The organism is Desulfoluna butyratoxydans, from assembly GCF_900699765.1.
Classification (GTDB): domain Bacteria; phylum Desulfobacterota; class Desulfobacteria; order Desulfobacterales; family Desulfolunaceae; genus Desulfoluna; species Desulfoluna butyratoxydans.
Genome location: NZ_CAADHO010000002.1, coordinates 697,134 through 712,214, shown reverse-complemented (window position 1 = coordinate 712,214; position 15,081 = coordinate 697,134). Strand labels below are relative to the sequence as shown.

Sequence of the window (15,081 nt, the reverse complement as noted above, 5' to 3'; positions counted from 1 at the left end):
CAGAAAAATAAAATAGGCATCTCCTGCAAAAGCGGTTGCCATATGTCACACGCCACGCGAATGCCTCGAAAGCGCCTGCATGATGTGCACCGCCACGCATTCGCCACAGGGTCCCCAGGTGCCCCCACCTGGCCGCCGGAGGCATGCTTGTTATCACCCACGTTGGCCATGTCCGGACTTTACATCACGACGCCCGTCGGGTGCCGAAGAGGCGCTCCCGGATCCAGCCCATGGCCTCGCCGAGGAGGGCTTCGTCGTCTTCGAGCACGGCCTGTTTACGTTCTGCATCCAGGGAGATGGTCCCGTCGGCCACCTGGCCACGGAAACCGTCGAGGTCGTAGCAGGCGAGTTCGAAGGCCTTGCGGTCATCTCCTTCCAGGCGACCGGGCATGTGCTGCTGCTTGAGGCTGATAAGCTCCATCATTCGATCGTTGTGTTCGTTGTAGGCCACAAGGCCCTGGCTTTCCATCCAGCGTCTCGGGGTCCACACCTCTCCGCCGATGAAGCCCTCGCAGATGGGGTCTTCGATGACGGCAAAGTATTCGGAGATCGAACCGTCATCCCGGGAGCGGGCCAGGGCACGGGCCAGGGGAAAGAAACGACAGGAGGCCGGACGGTCGTCATACACGGCGCAGCCTTTGTCGGTCACAAAGGGACAGGCATTGTGTTCCCTTGTGGAGGTCTTGAAAGAGACCACGGGAAGGCCGGTGCTATCCCCTGTGTATATAAAGGTATAGGTATCGAGGAACTCGCGGGTGGACACCTTGAGGGCCCGGCTCAGCCGGAGGATGTCGTACGGATAGAGAAACTGGTTGAGATCGCAGCAGCACTGGTTGAAACACCCTTTTTGGGCGCCGCATGCAAAGGTAAAGGATTCGTCGATTCCAATAAACTGTGGTTCACCGCTCATAACACCTCCGTCCGGGGCCATGCCCCCCAAAAACATATTGTGCCGGGACCGACCCCGCCCCATTGGGTATGGCGGCAACGCATCCCGACTGTATTTCTTGAGCCTTGTGCCGGAAAAAGTCACCCCCCGGCCCCGGTGCGGCATCGCTCCGGAGGCACCATGGTCCCCCAGGCAGGTACCAATGTCAAGACCGCCTGAGGGGTGGCCCCGGGACTGAACGTCAATTCACTGATGGAAACCTTCAAAATTATTGATTTACTAGAACATCGTTCACGTCGACTTATGATAAATTCCTTTTAACAACCCAAAATTTATGGCCTGGAAAGCACCATAAACCCCCGCATCTTAGAGATGTTACCTCACACTCCGCCCCCCTCATCCCCATGCAACGCTTTCCATTTAAAATCCGACAGATACCTATATCTGGTATGAACTACCACTCATTATAGAAGATGTGGAAATACCACGAAAAACACAGTAGATAGCTCTTTTTTCTGGGAATTTCAGCCCCTAAAAATGGTTGACAAGGGTCAGACCCGGTGATACTTTGCAGCTTAATTATTATCATGGGAAGTAGGATTGATAGACACTATCACCTATTAGAAAAAAGCAATTTGAGAAGAACATTATATATCGGCGGAGAGGACGAACTCTGCGGATACATAATTTTTTTATTATCGTAGCCAAGAGGTGTAACACCTCAGGCAACAGTGTCAGTGGCGATACCTCCATTTTGGGAGTTTCGCCAAAAGTTAACGAGGCATTGAACAGGTGATCAATGCCCTATCAGGGAGGTATAGCAAATGCCAAGCTATGTAATCGCTGAAAAATGTGACGGTTGCAAAGGCGGGGAGAAGACAGCATGTATGTACATCTGCCCCAACGACTTGATGGTTCTGGACCCCACTGCCATGAAGGCCTACAACCAGGAGCCCGATCAGTGCTGGGAGTGCTTTTCCTGCGTTAAAATCTGCCCCTCACAGGCCATTGAAGTACGCGGCTACTCCGACTTCGTGCCCATGGGCTCCAGCATCATGCCCATGATGGGCACCGAGGACATCATGTGGACCTGTAAGTTCCGTAACGGTGTCGTCAAACGCTTCAAGTTCCCCATCCGAACCACCGCCGAAGGTTCCGCCAATGCCTACGAAGGTCTCAAAGGCAAAGACCTCAGCTCTGCCCTCCTCTCCACTGAGGAAGCGGACGGTAAGACCCTTGCACAGCCCCTCGAGCTTGCATAAGTCTTTTTGGTCACCACGAAGGTGTTTCTGATTACGATTCAAAAAATTTCTTTTTAGGAGGAAATGACAATGGCATTACCTAACAAGCCTTTGGGAGAACTGAAAGCTGTTCGCGACCCTGAAGTCGTCGAAATGGAAGTGGATATTCTGATTGTTGGCGGCGGCATGGCTGCCTGCGGTACGGCCTTTGAGGTCAAGAAGTGGGCCAGCGACGACACCAAGATCCTTCTCGTTGACAAGGCCGCCATGGAGCGTTCCGGCGCGGTTGCTCAGGGTCTCTCCGCCATCAACACCTACATCGGCGAGAACACCCCCGACGATTACACCCGCATGGTCCGTAACGACCTCATGGGTATCATCCGTGAAGACCTTTCCTTTGACGTAGGCCGCCACGTGGACGACTCCGTTCACCTCTTCGAAGAGTGGGGCCTCCCCATGTGGAAGAAGTCTGCCGACGGCAAGAGCATGGACGGCAAGAAGGGCCTCAAGATGGGCCTCCTTAAAGATGGCGCCACTCCTGTTCGTACCGGTAAGTGGCAGATCATGATCAACGGTGAATCCTACAAGCGTATCGTTGCCGAAGCCGCCAAAAAGGCCCTCGGTGAAGAGAACATCCTTGAGCGTGTTTTCATCGTCGAGCTTCTCAACGACAAAAACGATCCCAAGAAGATCGCCGGCGCCGTTGGTTTCTCCACCCGTGAAAACAAAGTCTACATCATCAAGTGCCAGACCATGATGTGTGCCTGCGGCGGCGCGGTTAACATCTACCAGCCCCGTTCCGTTGGCGAAGGTAAAGGTCGTGCATGGTACCCCGTATGGAACGCAGGTTCTACCTACACCATGTGTCTCCGTGCAGGTGCTGAGCTCTCCATGATGGAAAACCGTTTCACCCCCGCCCGTTTCAAAGACGGTTACGGCCCCGTGGGTGCCTGGTTCCTCCTCTTCAAGGCTCACCTTGAAAACGGTATCGGCGAAAACTACGCCGCCACCGACCGCTCCAAAGAAGAGCTGGCCAACTACGCGCCTTACGGCACCGCAGCCATCACTCCGACCTGTCTGCGTAACCACCTGATGCTCTTCGAGATGAAGGCCGGTCGTGGTCCCATCATCATGAAGACCACCAACGCCCTGCAGAAACTCGGCGAGACCATGGACAAGAAAGAGCTCAAGCACCTCGAGTCCGAAGCTTGGGAAGACTTCCTTGACATGACCTGCGGCCAGGCCAACCTCTGGTGCGCCACCAACACCGAGCCCGAGAAGAAAGACTCCGAGATCATGCCCACCGAACCGTACCTCCTCGGTTCACACTCCGGCTGCTGCGGTCTCTGGTGCTCCGGTCCCGATGAGGACTGGGTACCCGAGTCTTACAAGTGGGGCGTCGGCGACAAGGTCTACAACCGTATGACCACCGTTCCCGGCCTCTTCACCGCTGGCGACGGCGTTGGCTGCTCCGGTCACAAGTTCTCTTCCGGTTCTCACTACGAAGGTCGTGTGGCTGCCAAGGGCATGGTTCAGTACATCACTGACAACCCCTTCAAGCCTGAACTGGCCGAGACCAAAGAAGAGCTCGTCGACCTCGTATGGAAGCCCGTCCGTACTTACCTCGACAACAGCGAGTTCACCACTGCGCAGAACGTGAACCCCAACTACTGCAAGCCCGATGGCATGGCCCTTCGTCTCATGAAGGCCACCAACGAGTACGGCGGTGGTACGGCCACTTACTACCAGACCAGCTCCAAGGCCCTCGAAATCCTCATCGACGACCTGCTCAAGATGATGCACGAAGACTGCGAGAAACTCGCAGCCGGCGACCTGCACGAGCTGATGCGCTGCTGGGAAATCTTCCACCGTCTCTACACCGTAGAAGCTCACGTACGGCACATCCAGTTCCGTAAAGAGACCCGTTACCCCGGTTTCTACTACCAGGCAGACTTCCCCGGCCAGGATGATGAAGAGTGGTTCTGCTTCGTTAACTCTGCCTACGACAGGAAGTCCGACGAGTGGACCATGAAGAAAGAGCCTTACCACAGAATCATCCCCATGAAGTAATTCTAAGGGAAGCTGTGATGAAGTAGCTTAAATAAGCCTCCAGATGTCCCTTGCGATGTCTGGAGGCTTTTTTTAATGCCCCGCGCTCTTTCATGGGACTGAATTTATTTTTTTGTTGTAAACACTTTTTCCTTCGCCGAAATGTTGTGTCCAGATTTTTGCGGGCTTCAGCCCTTACGCCGGAGCCCGACGGAATGTGGACACGCACACCAAGGTGACCAAGGAGAAGGTGAACAGCACCATCTTGTCCCCGGAGTCCACAAAAAAGAGTAGCGAATACGATGGTTTCGACAGTTTATAAACATTTATGCATGGAGGGATAGCATGACAATCGACAAAGCAGCCCCTGCTAGTGCAAGCATTTTGGTCGTTGGCGGTGGGATCAGCGGACTGACCACCACCCTCGAAGCCGCTGAAACCGGCCACGAGGTCATCCTGGTTGAAAAAAACGCCTACCTCGGCGGGCGTGTTCTCCAGTTGAACCAGTACTTCCCCAAACTCTGTCCTCCCACCTGCGGGCTTGAAATCAACTTCCGCCGGATCAAGGACAACCCTGCCATTCACGTGCAGACCATGACCGAAGTGGTGAAGGTCGAAGGGACCCCCGGCAACTACGAGGTGACCCTGAAAACCCGCCCCCGCTACGTCAACGACAACTGCACCGGCTGCGGCGCCTGCGCCGAAGCGTGTGAAGGTGAAATCGAAAACGAGCTCAACTTCGGGATGGATCGCACCAAGGCAGCCTACCTGCCCCACCCCATGGCCTTCCCCGCCAAGTACATCATCAGCGAGTACATCAGCGCCGACGACAAGAAGAAGTGCGAAGAGGCCTGCAAGTACGGAGCCATTGATTTTTCCATGACCGAGACCACCACCACCGTGAAGGTGGCCTCCGTGGTCTGGGCCACCGGATGGAAGCCCTACGACGCCACCCGCATCGACAACCTGGGCTTCGGTCGTCACCAGAACATCATCACCAACATGATGCTGGAGCGCATGGCCTCCTCCACCGGCCCCACCGAAGGGAAAATCGTTCGTCCCTCGGACGATGCAGCCCCGAAATCCGTGGCTTTCGTGCAGTGCGCGGGCTCCAGGGATGAGAACCACCTGCCCTACTGCTCCTACATCTGCTGCATGGCATCCCTCAAGCACGCCACGTACCTGCGCGAGCAGTACCCCGACTGCGAGGTCACCATCTACTACATCGACCTCCGCGCACCGGGCCAGCGCTACGAAAAATTCTACAACAAGCTCAAGGAAGACGAGAAGGTCTTCTTCGTCAAGGGCAAGGTGGCCGAAGTGGCTGAGGCCGACAACGGCTGCGTCACCGTGGTGGCTGAAAACGCCGTCACCGGCAAAAAAGTGCGCCAGACAGCCGACATGGTGGTCCTGGCCACGGGCATGGAGCCCAGCCTCGCAACAGACAAGCCCCAGGCGGATCTCACCTTCAACGACAACGGCTTCATCATCAACGATTATGACAAGGGCGGCATGTTCGGGTGCGGCTGCGCCAACAAGCCCGCTGACGTTGTCTCTTCCAACCAGAATGCTACAGGTATGGCCCTGAAAGCGATTCAAACCGTAGTAGGGAGGTAAATAACCATGGCAAAAAAATATGGTGTATATATCTGCACAGGTTGTGGAATCGGCGATGTCCTCAATATCGACGAGCTGGCGGGTGTGGCTGAGGACGAGGGCTACACCGTCAAGCGTCACGAATGCCTCTGCGGCAAAGAGGGCCTTGAGATGCTCAACGCCGACGTCAAAGACGGCGTCAACGCACTGTCCATCAACGCCTGCTCCCGCCGGGTCAACTACGACATCTTCAAGTGGGACGACTGCCTGGTGGACCGCGCCAGCATCCGCGAGCAGGTGGTCTGGAGCATGAGCCGCGAGAAGTACCCGGCCAAAGGTCCCGAAGACGACGATTACTTTGTGGACAACATCCAGCTGGCCGCCAACGACTACATGCGCATGAGCCTGGCACGCCTCGAGAAGATCGAGCAGCCCGAGCCCTTCAAGCTTGAGAACCAGAGCAACAAAATCCTGGTTATCGGCGGCGGCATCACCGGTATCAACGCGGCCATCGACGCAGCCAAAACCGGCGCCGACGTCACCATTGTGGAAAAAGAGGCCAAGCTGGGCGGCTGGGCAGCCAAGATGCGCAAGCAGATGCCCCAGGGCGAGCCCTACACCGAGCTCTTGCCTCCGGTCATCGGCGACACCCTCGCCAAGCTTGACGGCTTCTCCAACATCACCGTCAAGACCAGCACGGTGGTGGCCCGTATCGCCGGTCAGCCCGGTGACTTCACCGTGACCCTTAAAAAGCCCGGTGAGAAGATCCCCTTTGACGTGCCCTTCCCCCTTCCCGAGGAGATGAAGGTGGATGAGGCCGGCAACGAGCTGGACGCCGAAGCCCTGGCTGAAAAGTACAAAGAGTACAACGAAGGCCGTGAGGACATCCTCCACCTCGACCCCGAAGGGGAACAATTCGGTGCCGTGATCCTGGCCGCCGGCTGGCGCCCCGCCGAGCTCACCGCCGAGGCATACCCCCACCTCTCCATCGACGATCCCGATGTGATCACCAACGCCCAGTTTGAAGAGATGGCAGCCGCAGGCAAGCTGACTCGCCCCTCCGACGGCAAAGAGGCCAAGAACGTGGTCTTCATCCAGAGCCCCGGTGCCGGCAGCGACCGCGACTTCGAGTACGCCGGTTCCGTTACCAGCCTCGTGGCCCTGAAGCAGGCCAAGTACGTCCGTGAAGACTACGAAGACGGCAAGGCATACATCTTCTACCAGCACATGCGCACCCCGGGTCTTACCGAGGAGTTCTACAAGAGCATGCAGCAGGACAACGGGGTCTTCATGACCAAGGGCGACATCGCCTCCGTTACCAAAGAAGGCAAAGCCTTTACCGTTGAAGCCAACGGCACCCTTCTGGGCGACAACCTCAAGGTGAAGGCCGACCTCGTGGTCGTGGCCGCCGGTATGGTCCCGGTCACCGTGGACGACGCCGTCATCAACCTGGCCTACCGCCAGGGTCCCGGCTTCCGCGACAACGACATCTTCGACGGATACGCAGACTCCAACTTCATCTGCTTCCCCTACGAAACCCAGCGTACCGGCATCTACGCCGCCGGCGCCATCCGCCGGGCCCAGACCATGGAAGAGTCCATCGAGGATGCCTCCGGTGCGGCCCTCAAGGCCATCCAGTGCCTTGAGTCCGTCAACCGCGGCGTGGCAGTCCACCCCCGAAGCGGGGACATGACCTTCCCGGACTTCTTCTTCCAGCGCTGTACCCAGTGCAAGCGCTGCACCGAAGAGTGCCCCTTCGGCGCCCTGGACGACGACGAGCGCGGGACCCCGAAACCCAACCCCACGCGTTGCCGTCGCTGCGGTACCTGCATGGGTGCCTGCCCCGAGCGTATCATCGGCTTTGCCGATTACAGCATCGACTCCGTGGGCTCCCAGGTCAAGTCCGTCTGGGTTCCCTCCGAGGACGACTACTACGAGCCCCCCATGCGTATCCTGGGCCTGATCTGCGAGAACGACGCTCTGCCCGCCCTGGACATGGCCGCCATGAAGAAACTCGGCGTTGACGCCCAGATTCGCTTCATCCCGGTTCGTTGCCTGGGTTCCGTCAACGTGGTCTGGATCAAGGACGCCCTCTCCCAGGGCATGGACGGTGTCTTCCTCCTCGGCTGCAAGCACGGGGACGACTACCAGTGCCACTTCGTCAAAGGCTCTGAGCTGGCCGATGTCCGTATGAAAAAGATCGGCGACGCCCTGGCCTCCCTCGCCCTCGAGGAAGAGCGCGTGGCCCAGTTCGAAATTGCCATCGACGAGGCAGACAAGCTGCCTGAAATCGTCAACGGCTTTGTCGAGCAGGTGGTGGCCCTGGGTCCGAACCCCTTCAAGGGCTTCTAAGACCCGGCTCTTATGATGCAATGATCGGAGCCTCCCCTGATGCTTTCGGGGGAGGCCCCTTCAAGCGAGTTTCTAACGCAGAAAACGATGAGGAGGAATTCTCATGTCCGATAAAACCCTTGTGAATCCAAACCTGGAGTTCATTGATGAAGTGGTGGGACTCGGTGGCGACTCCCTGAAGAAGTGTTTTCAGTGTGCAACCTGCGCCGTGGCATGTCCCATCGCCCCCGAAAACTCACCCTTTCCCCGAAAAGAGATGATTGCGGCCTCCTGGGGCCTCAAGGATCGCCTGGTGGGAAGCGCCGACATCTGGCTCTGCCATGAGTGCGGAGACTGCTCCACCCTGTGCCCCCGAGGGGCTCAGCCCGGCGACGTGCTCTCGGCCATTCGCTCCTATGCCATTACCGAGTACGCCCAGCCCAAAAAGCTGGCCAAAATGGTCACCGACAAGAGCAAGTTCTGGATCCTTACAGCCATTCCCGCGGCCTGGTTCGCCCTCATGGCCATCATCACCATGACCATGGGCGGCACCATGGAAAAGCTCTTCGGCTTTTTCGGCGCTCACTGGGTGCACCACACCGACGCCCCCATCGCCCAGGCCCGGTTCATCTCCTCCTGGCTGGTGGACCTTACCTTTATCCCCCTTGCCATTGCCGCAGTTACCGTCTTCTACCTCGGCCTCAAGCGCATGCTCAACGACATGCACGAAAACGCCCTGACCGAAGGCAAAACCGACAAGCAGGACCTGGACATCAAGGCATTCCTGAAAACCATCCCCGCCGTGATTCCCAAGATCCTCAAGCACACCCAGTTCAACGAGTGCGGAGAGAACAAAGCTCGCGGCACCGCTCACATGATGGTCCTCTACGGGTTTGTGGGTTGCTTTATCGCCACCAGCATCGGCTTCTTCCTTCTCTATGTGGTTGGGAGTGCAGGCCCCTACTCTCAGGTCAACCCCCTCAAGTGGTTCGGTAACCTGGGCGGTATCCTCATCGTCCTGGGCGCAGCCCTGATGATCAAGGACCGACTCGGCAAGGATAAGACCAGCAACTACAAAGACTGGTACCTCCTCGGCCTGGTTGTTCTCCTGGGCGCCACCGGTCTCCTCACGGAGATGGCCCGCCTGGCAGGCAGCACCTTCGGGACCTACCTGCTCTACTACATCCACCTGATCGCGGTCTTCCACCTCTTTGCGTATGTGCCCTTCTCCAAGCTGGCACACTTTGTTTACCGCATTGTGGGCATGACCTACGCAGAGTATGCAAACCGCCAGTAGTGGCTGAAGCTGCATCTGAATAAAAAAGGAGAGCCGCGCAAAGCGCGGCTCTCCTTTTTTTTGGGTTTACCATACCGAACGGGGCATGGCCAATGCCTCAAAAACCATGGCAGACCCAATTCCTTCCAGAACCGCCTCACCTTCCCGGCAGTTTCGTTCTCCAATGCCTACCCAATATCCACAGGAAAACCAAAAACGCTCATAGTAAGGGTTTCACCATCGCCGTACCCCTTCCATATCTGAATAAGAATTCATTCCATTTTGAGCCTGTCTGACACCTTGAGCAGCCATCTTACACTTATAAAGACTGACATGCCCACAGACTCTCTGGATTCTGTATGCGCCCACGTTGTGGCATTCAAGACGGTTCACACCCATGGTGACGGGTGCGGCACTCCCCTTTCCTCGCCACCTGGCATTCCGTCTATGTTCCGACGAATAACGATTCAGACGAAGCCTTCTATGGTTCAAGCGAATGGAGTAACAGGCTCCGGCGGCAAGGTGGGGGCACCTTGAAGCTCTGTGGCAAATGCATGGAGCAGACACCATGCACACGCTTTCAGGGCATTGGCGTATGGGTGTGGTATGTGTTTCAAAGGCAAAAACTCCGACGGCCCTGACCGGAGGCATAAAAAAAGGGCGGTGCATCACTGCACCGCCCTTTGACAAGCAAACCTATTATTTCACCCCGTCAGGAGTGACCACCCATGCTATTTACCGAGAGCGGCAGCGTGGGTTTTGATCTCAACTTTTTCGGTGAGACCGGCATAGTACTCGCGGAGGATGACGAGAACTTCTTCACGACCGAAGTGATCGGGAATCTCGGTGCCTTCGGAGAGGCCTTTACGCAGCATGGTGCCGGAAAGGATAACGCGGTCTTCTTTGCTGTGGGGGCAGGTACGCAGGGAAGCCATGCCGTCGCACTTCTTGCAGTAGAAGGTCCAGTCGATCTTCAGGGGCTCGCAGAGGAGACGCTTGCCTGCATCTTCGGGCATGGGGATCTTGTCGAAGAGATCCTGGGCTTCGAACATGCCGTAGAAGTCGCCAACACCAGCGTGGTCACGACCGATGATCATCTTGGAGACACCGTAGTTCTGACGGAAGGTGGCGTGGAGGAGGCCTTCACGGGGGCCAGCGTAACGCATGTCAAGGGGATACCCGCCCTGGAGAACGTTCTCTTTGACGAAGTACTTGTCAACCAGGGTATCGATGCATTTTACGCGTACTTCCGCGGGGATGTCGCCGGGCTTCAGGTTGCCCACGAGGGAGTGGATGAACACGCCGTCGCATACCTCGGCAGCAAGCTTGGCCAGGTACTCGTGGGAACGGTGCATGGGGTTACGGAGCTGCAGGGCAGCAACGGTTTTCCAGCCGCGCTCTTCGAAGATGGCACGGGACTGTGCGGGGGTCAGGTAAACACCCTTGTACTTCTCGGGGTAGTCGCCTTCGGAGAGAACCTTCACGGGACCGGCCAGGTTGAAAGCCTTCTGCTTCATAACCATCTGAACGCCGGGGTGATCGTCTTCAGCGATTTTCCAGAACTCTTCTGCAGTGGGAGTGCCTTCGCCCATGAAGACCTTCTCGCACTCGTAGCGCTTGTCGGCTTCGGTCATCTCGTACTTTTCGGTGACCTTCATGGTAGCCATGATCTCGCCTTCGGCGGTCACAAGGGCAATCTCTTCGCCGTCGGTGATGGCGTCAGCGTCTTCTTTGGAGGCGTCGAGGGTCACGGGGATGGGCCAGAAGGTCCCGTCAGCCAGGAGGAAATCGTCGCAAACACCTTTCCAGTCGGCTTTGGTCATGAAACCGGTAAGGGGGCTGAAACCACCGATGCCCATCATGATGAGGTCGCCTTCGGCGCGGGGGCTGATGGTGATTTTCTTGAGCCCTTCGGCTTTTTTGAGTTCAGCTTCCTTTTCAGCACCTTCGAGAAGGCAAATGGTCAGGCCTTTCCCACCATGGGGAGCAACTAAGTTGGACATGAGCACGTCTCCTTTCATTAAAAAAAATGACTTGGATATAATTCGAATAAATGTTCTTCACATTTACTTCATGTGCGTTATCTCTATTATTAAAGTAGATGAATAGGAAACAAGGCCGACTTTGTCAAGTTGAATTTAGGACTTTCATCAACACAGATGATGATAAAAGTTTTATCGCATTCACAATTCCGCTTTATTTTTGACCGGTTGATTGTTTTTTCACCCCATATGGTGCATTTTCAAAACCGCCACACCACCTGTAGGGACAACAACCGGCATGAAAAAAGGCCAAAAAAAAGGCACCGCCCCTTGATGATAAGGAGCGGTGCCGTCTTTTTGATGTCAAATCAGCCTTTACGGATGGATCTGTCCCCTTTGAATTACTTCAGGGGAGACAAAACAAAGTAGGAGCGGCCCTTCCCGGAAAGGCCGGCCTTTTTGTTGAGGACGCCACCGAAGACCTCCAGCTCGCCGTCTCCGTCGATATCCACGATATCAAAATCGATCAGGAACCCCTTGAAGGCTGCCGAGCTTGCAACCGGTGCCAGCTCATAGCCGTTCCAGCCCACAACCACGACCTGACCGTTCTTGTAACGCTTCATGCCTTGGAAAAAATGCCCCAGAGAGTCTTTATGCTTAAGAACGCCCACCCCTTTAAGGTTACCGTGGCCCACGGATTTAACGCGAGAAACCAGGTAGCGCCTTTCTTCCTGTTTCTTGGACCCTTCAGCCTTAGTCAGGAAGAATCGGGACCCCCCGAAATTTTCATCACTCCGGTAGACACTGGCAGTGGCCGTGGCGTCATTCCAGAAACCAAGACGCCCACCTTCAGACAGAAGAAAGTACCCGTTGCCATCGCCTTTCAATACAGGGGCCGTGTCCCACCCCAGGACATGGAAGGCATCATTCATCTCCAGAGGCTGTCCCAGTTCAAGTCCCTTGGCCTCTAAGCTCACCCGATGAATATCGCCCCAATAATCGATGCCGTCGAGTCTCTGGGCGATGCAAGCGCGGCCGCCCTCGGGCAGGGTCACAACAGCCGAAAGAAACGGTGCGGGTTTCCCCACCTGAACAAGGGAGGTCCCATCATGCCTGAACACCAGAGTAAAGGGGTCCTGGTTCACGGAGTGAACGGTAGAAAGCAGAACCTCTGCATTGCCGTCTCCGTCAAAATCAAGGGTATCCAAACGAACCGGCTTGAGGTAATCGGGGTAACTCACCCGGCCAGACTCGGCAATGGCTTTTTTAGACACGTTCAGGAGAAACAGGGTCCCCCTTGTTGCGGCCACGGCTTCCACCACCCCGTCTCCGTTCAAGTCCGCAGCAACCACGCTCTGGACCTCCATGGAAAAAATATCGCTTCGCACGGAATCTTCTTCGGTGGGAGCAGGCGCAGGAGTTGCCACCTCATTTTTTACAACCGGTGCAGGCACCGATGATGCCTTGGGCGCTTCCACTCCGGCAGTCATTTTGCCGGCCACCTCATCTGCCAGCTCACCCACAAAACCGATGAGCTCGGCTTCGGTGCCTGATCGGGAAAAATGGAAGCCCTTTTGCTCCATGGAGGCGCCGAGGTTGGCGGTACCGCCGAACAGGGTGACGCTGATATCAAGGGAGGGGCCGTCACACTCAGTAAGAACGGAGACCCCTGCCTCCCCGAGTCGGTTGGCCACCATCTGGGCCACGCCGGTTTTCAGGTACCCGCTCGCTTCGGGTCCGTTGTAGGCCACCTCGTCAATGGACAGGCAGGGCTGGGCCCCCATGGCCGTCCCCCCCAGCAGGAGGACCATGGTTGCCACCATACCGGCAACCCGCTTCTTCATGTGGAATCTCATAGACATCCTCTCCCGGCAAATACGCCGTGTTCATACCTATTTTATATAAGGTCGCTTTACATAAGTAGTGTATTGACAATACACAGAAACTTCACTTTTTTTAGACTATCATCATATCCACGTTGGGTGAAGTTTTTTCTACCCGCAAAACCACGTCTCGCCACCGAACTGTTTTTATTAATGATTCTCTCGAAGAACACCCTTCTAAAATCGTAAAATTATATTGACATTCCCATTGAAATTTTTTAAAAACTTAATCTTAATTAAGGTAACATAATGGATGTGTTGCTTTATGTTATCCGGTTGCTGCTTGTTGTTACACCCCGGAAATCTTCGTATTTTTCTAACGATTTCCAAACAGTATGGTGCTACCTTCCTGCGAAACCGGAGTCATGGTCAACACCGGCAATGCCGCGCATGGAGCCTTGCGATCGGTCTGACGCGCCTTCAGGGACCTGTCCGAAGCTAAGAATGCCAACGCGCCGGGGGACTATTTGAAACCTGAACGATAAGGAGATTTATTAATGTTCAAGAAAGTGTTCGCTGCAATGCTCGCCGGCCTTTTCATCAGCGCTCCTGCCTTCGCAGAAGTAAAGATGAGCGGTTCTTTTTTCATCAAAGGCAACGCCAACCAGTCAGCTTCCAAGAAGATTGACAACTACAGCTACTACGAGTCTGACTTTGAAGTTAAAACCGACTTCATCGTGGACGAAACCACCTCCGCCAAGCTCGTTGTTGAAGCCTTCGATGAAAATTGGACGAGCTCCAGCGCTGCCAACTCTGACACTATCGGTGTCACAACGGGTGTCTCTCAGGCCGCTGACAAAACTGTCTCGACTACCAGCGGAACTGCTGTTTCCGGGGAAGCCCAGAACCACCTTCAGGTCACCACCGCCACCCTGACCCACAAGTTCGCCACCGGCACCTCCTTCACCGGTGGTGTTTCCGGCAACCGTGATTCCTGGGGTACTCTCTTCGGCGATGACGCCGACAAGAACTACTTCGTTCAGATCGATCAGGCCCTCTCCTTCGGTACCCTGGTCCTGAAAAACGAAAAAATTGAAGAAAATGAACTTACCGATGACAACCTTGACGAAGACGGCTACCTCCTCGGCCTGAAGACCAAGGCTGGTGGCTTCGACATCATGCCCGCTGTCTACTACCGTGACAACCAGAAGGATGACAAAACTGAAGCCCGTTTCATGGTTGCAGCCACAGGTAAACTCGGCGCCTTCAGCATTGAGTCTGAATTCGGTTATGCCGACTTCTCCGATGACAAAATTGACGCCAACGAAGGTAGCGTTTTCGGTGCTTGGGTTGACGCTGGCACTACTGTTGCTGGCCTCAGCATCAATGCAGGCATCCTCTACTCTGGCACTGACGATGCAGTAGTTTACAATGTTGGTGACGAACTCTGCCCCATGGAAATCCTTGGCGATGACATCCTCATCGATGGCGCCAGCCTCGTTCGAGTTAAGGTAGCTAAAGCCATTACTGAAAAAGTGGGTGTTGACTTTTCCGCGGCTTACACCATGACCAACCTGGACGACGACTACAAAACAGCTACTGTTGTTGACGATGACGGCGATGTCAGCTTCAAGTACGCCTTCGACAAGGCTTACGAATTTGACGCAAATGCCTTCTATAAGGCTACTGACGCTGTCACTCTTTCCTGCGGTATTGCCTATCTTGACGGTGACTACGCCGACGATTCCTCTTTCCCCCAGGCTCGCATCGACAGCTACGCCAAAATCAACGTTGCTTTCTAATTTAAGCAATACTTAGATTTTCGGTTAGTTTAAAAAAGGCCCGCCTTTCGGCGGGCCTTTTTTTTATCTCCTAACATGCCCTCCCCCCCCTT

At 55.6% G+C, this 15,081-nt stretch carries 9 protein-coding genes; 6 read left to right on the top strand and 3 right to left on the bottom strand.

Annotation, left to right across the window (positions count from 1 at the left end; translation table 11 throughout):
- Positions 1-184: 184 nt before the first annotated feature.
- Entirely contained in the window at positions 185-910 is a 726-nt protein-coding gene (locus tag MSL71_RS08070; RefSeq protein ID WP_180138578.1) for a YkgJ family cysteine cluster protein, read from the bottom strand.
- A gap of 803 nt (positions 911-1,713) precedes the next feature.
- Here MSL71_RS08070 and aprB point away from each other — a divergent pair.
- The 5 genes from aprB (at position 1,714) to qmoC (ending at position 9,403) form a co-directional block, all read left to right on the top strand.
- Entirely contained in the window at positions 1,714-2,151 is a 438-nt protein-coding gene (gene aprB, locus MSL71_RS08065) for an adenylyl-sulfate reductase subunit beta (RefSeq protein WP_180138576.1), read from the top strand.
- A gap of 69 nt (positions 2,152-2,220) precedes the next feature.
- The gene (aprA, locus tag MSL71_RS08060; RefSeq protein WP_180138574.1) at positions 2,221-4,200 is read left to right on the top strand and encodes an adenylyl-sulfate reductase subunit alpha; all 1,980 of its coding nucleotides are present in this window, start codon (positions 2,221-2,223) and stop codon (positions 4,198-4,200) included.
- Positions 4,201-4,524: 324 nt separating this feature from the next.
- Positions 4,525-5,796, top strand: a complete 1,272-nt coding sequence (locus MSL71_RS08055; RefSeq protein ID WP_180138572.1) for a CoB--CoM heterodisulfide reductase iron-sulfur subunit A family protein — start codon at positions 4,525-4,527, stop codon at positions 5,794-5,796.
- A gap of 6 nt (positions 5,797-5,802) precedes the next feature.
- The gene (locus MSL71_RS08050; RefSeq protein ID WP_180138570.1) at positions 5,803-8,127 is read left to right on the top strand and encodes an FAD-dependent oxidoreductase; all 2,325 of its coding nucleotides are present in this window, start codon (positions 5,803-5,805) and stop codon (positions 8,125-8,127) included.
- A gap of 103 nt (positions 8,128-8,230) precedes the next feature.
- Entirely contained in the window at positions 8,231-9,403 is a 1,173-nt protein-coding gene (gene qmoC / locus MSL71_RS08045; RefSeq protein WP_180138568.1) for a quinone-interacting membrane-bound oxidoreductase complex subunit QmoC, read from the top strand.
- Positions 9,404-10,113: 710 nt separating this feature from the next.
- Here qmoC and sat read toward each other — a convergent pair.
- Positions 10,114-11,385, bottom strand: a complete 1,272-nt coding sequence (gene sat, locus MSL71_RS08040; protein WP_180138566.1) for a sulfate adenylyltransferase — start codon at positions 11,383-11,385, stop codon at positions 10,114-10,116.
- Between the two features lie 380 nt (positions 11,386-11,765).
- Complete coding sequence (locus MSL71_RS08035) at positions 11,766-13,208, bottom strand: FG-GAP repeat domain-containing protein (RefSeq protein ID WP_180138555.1); 1,443 nt, start codon at positions 13,206-13,208, stop codon at positions 11,766-11,768.
- Positions 13,209-13,744: 536 nt separating this feature from the next.
- On the opposite strand from MSL71_RS08035, the gene MSL71_RS08030 reads away from it, so the two are divergent.
- A complete protein-coding gene (locus MSL71_RS08030; protein ID WP_180138553.1) occupies positions 13,745-14,989 on the top strand; it encodes a hypothetical protein in 1,245 nt (414 codons plus the stop codon).
- Positions 14,990-15,081: the final 92 nt, after the last annotated feature.

Coding starts and splice junctions, on each gene's coding strand:
- MSL71_RS08070 (WP_180138578.1), bottom strand. CDS start 910: ATGAGCGGTGAACCACAGTTTATTGGAATCGACGAATCCTTTACCTTT.
- aprB (WP_180138576.1), top strand. CDS start 1,714: ATGCCAAGCTATGTAATCGCTGAAAAATGTGACGGTTGCAAAGGCGGG.
- aprA (WP_180138574.1), top strand. CDS start 2,221: ATGGCATTACCTAACAAGCCTTTGGGAGAACTGAAAGCTGTTCGCGAC.
- MSL71_RS08055 (WP_180138572.1), top strand. CDS start 4,525: ATGACAATCGACAAAGCAGCCCCTGCTAGTGCAAGCATTTTGGTCGTT.
- MSL71_RS08050 (WP_180138570.1), top strand. CDS start 5,803: ATGGCAAAAAAATATGGTGTATATATCTGCACAGGTTGTGGAATCGGC.
- qmoC (WP_180138568.1), top strand. CDS start 8,231: ATGTCCGATAAAACCCTTGTGAATCCAAACCTGGAGTTCATTGATGAA.
- sat (WP_180138566.1), bottom strand. CDS start 11,385: ATGTCCAACTTAGTTGCTCCCCATGGTGGGAAAGGCCTGACCATTTGC.
- MSL71_RS08035 (WP_180138555.1), bottom strand. CDS start 13,208: ATGAAGAAGCGGGTTGCCGGTATGGTGGCAACCATGGTCCTCCTGCTG.
- MSL71_RS08030 (WP_180138553.1), top strand. CDS start 13,745: ATGTTCAAGAAAGTGTTCGCTGCAATGCTCGCCGGCCTTTTCATCAGC.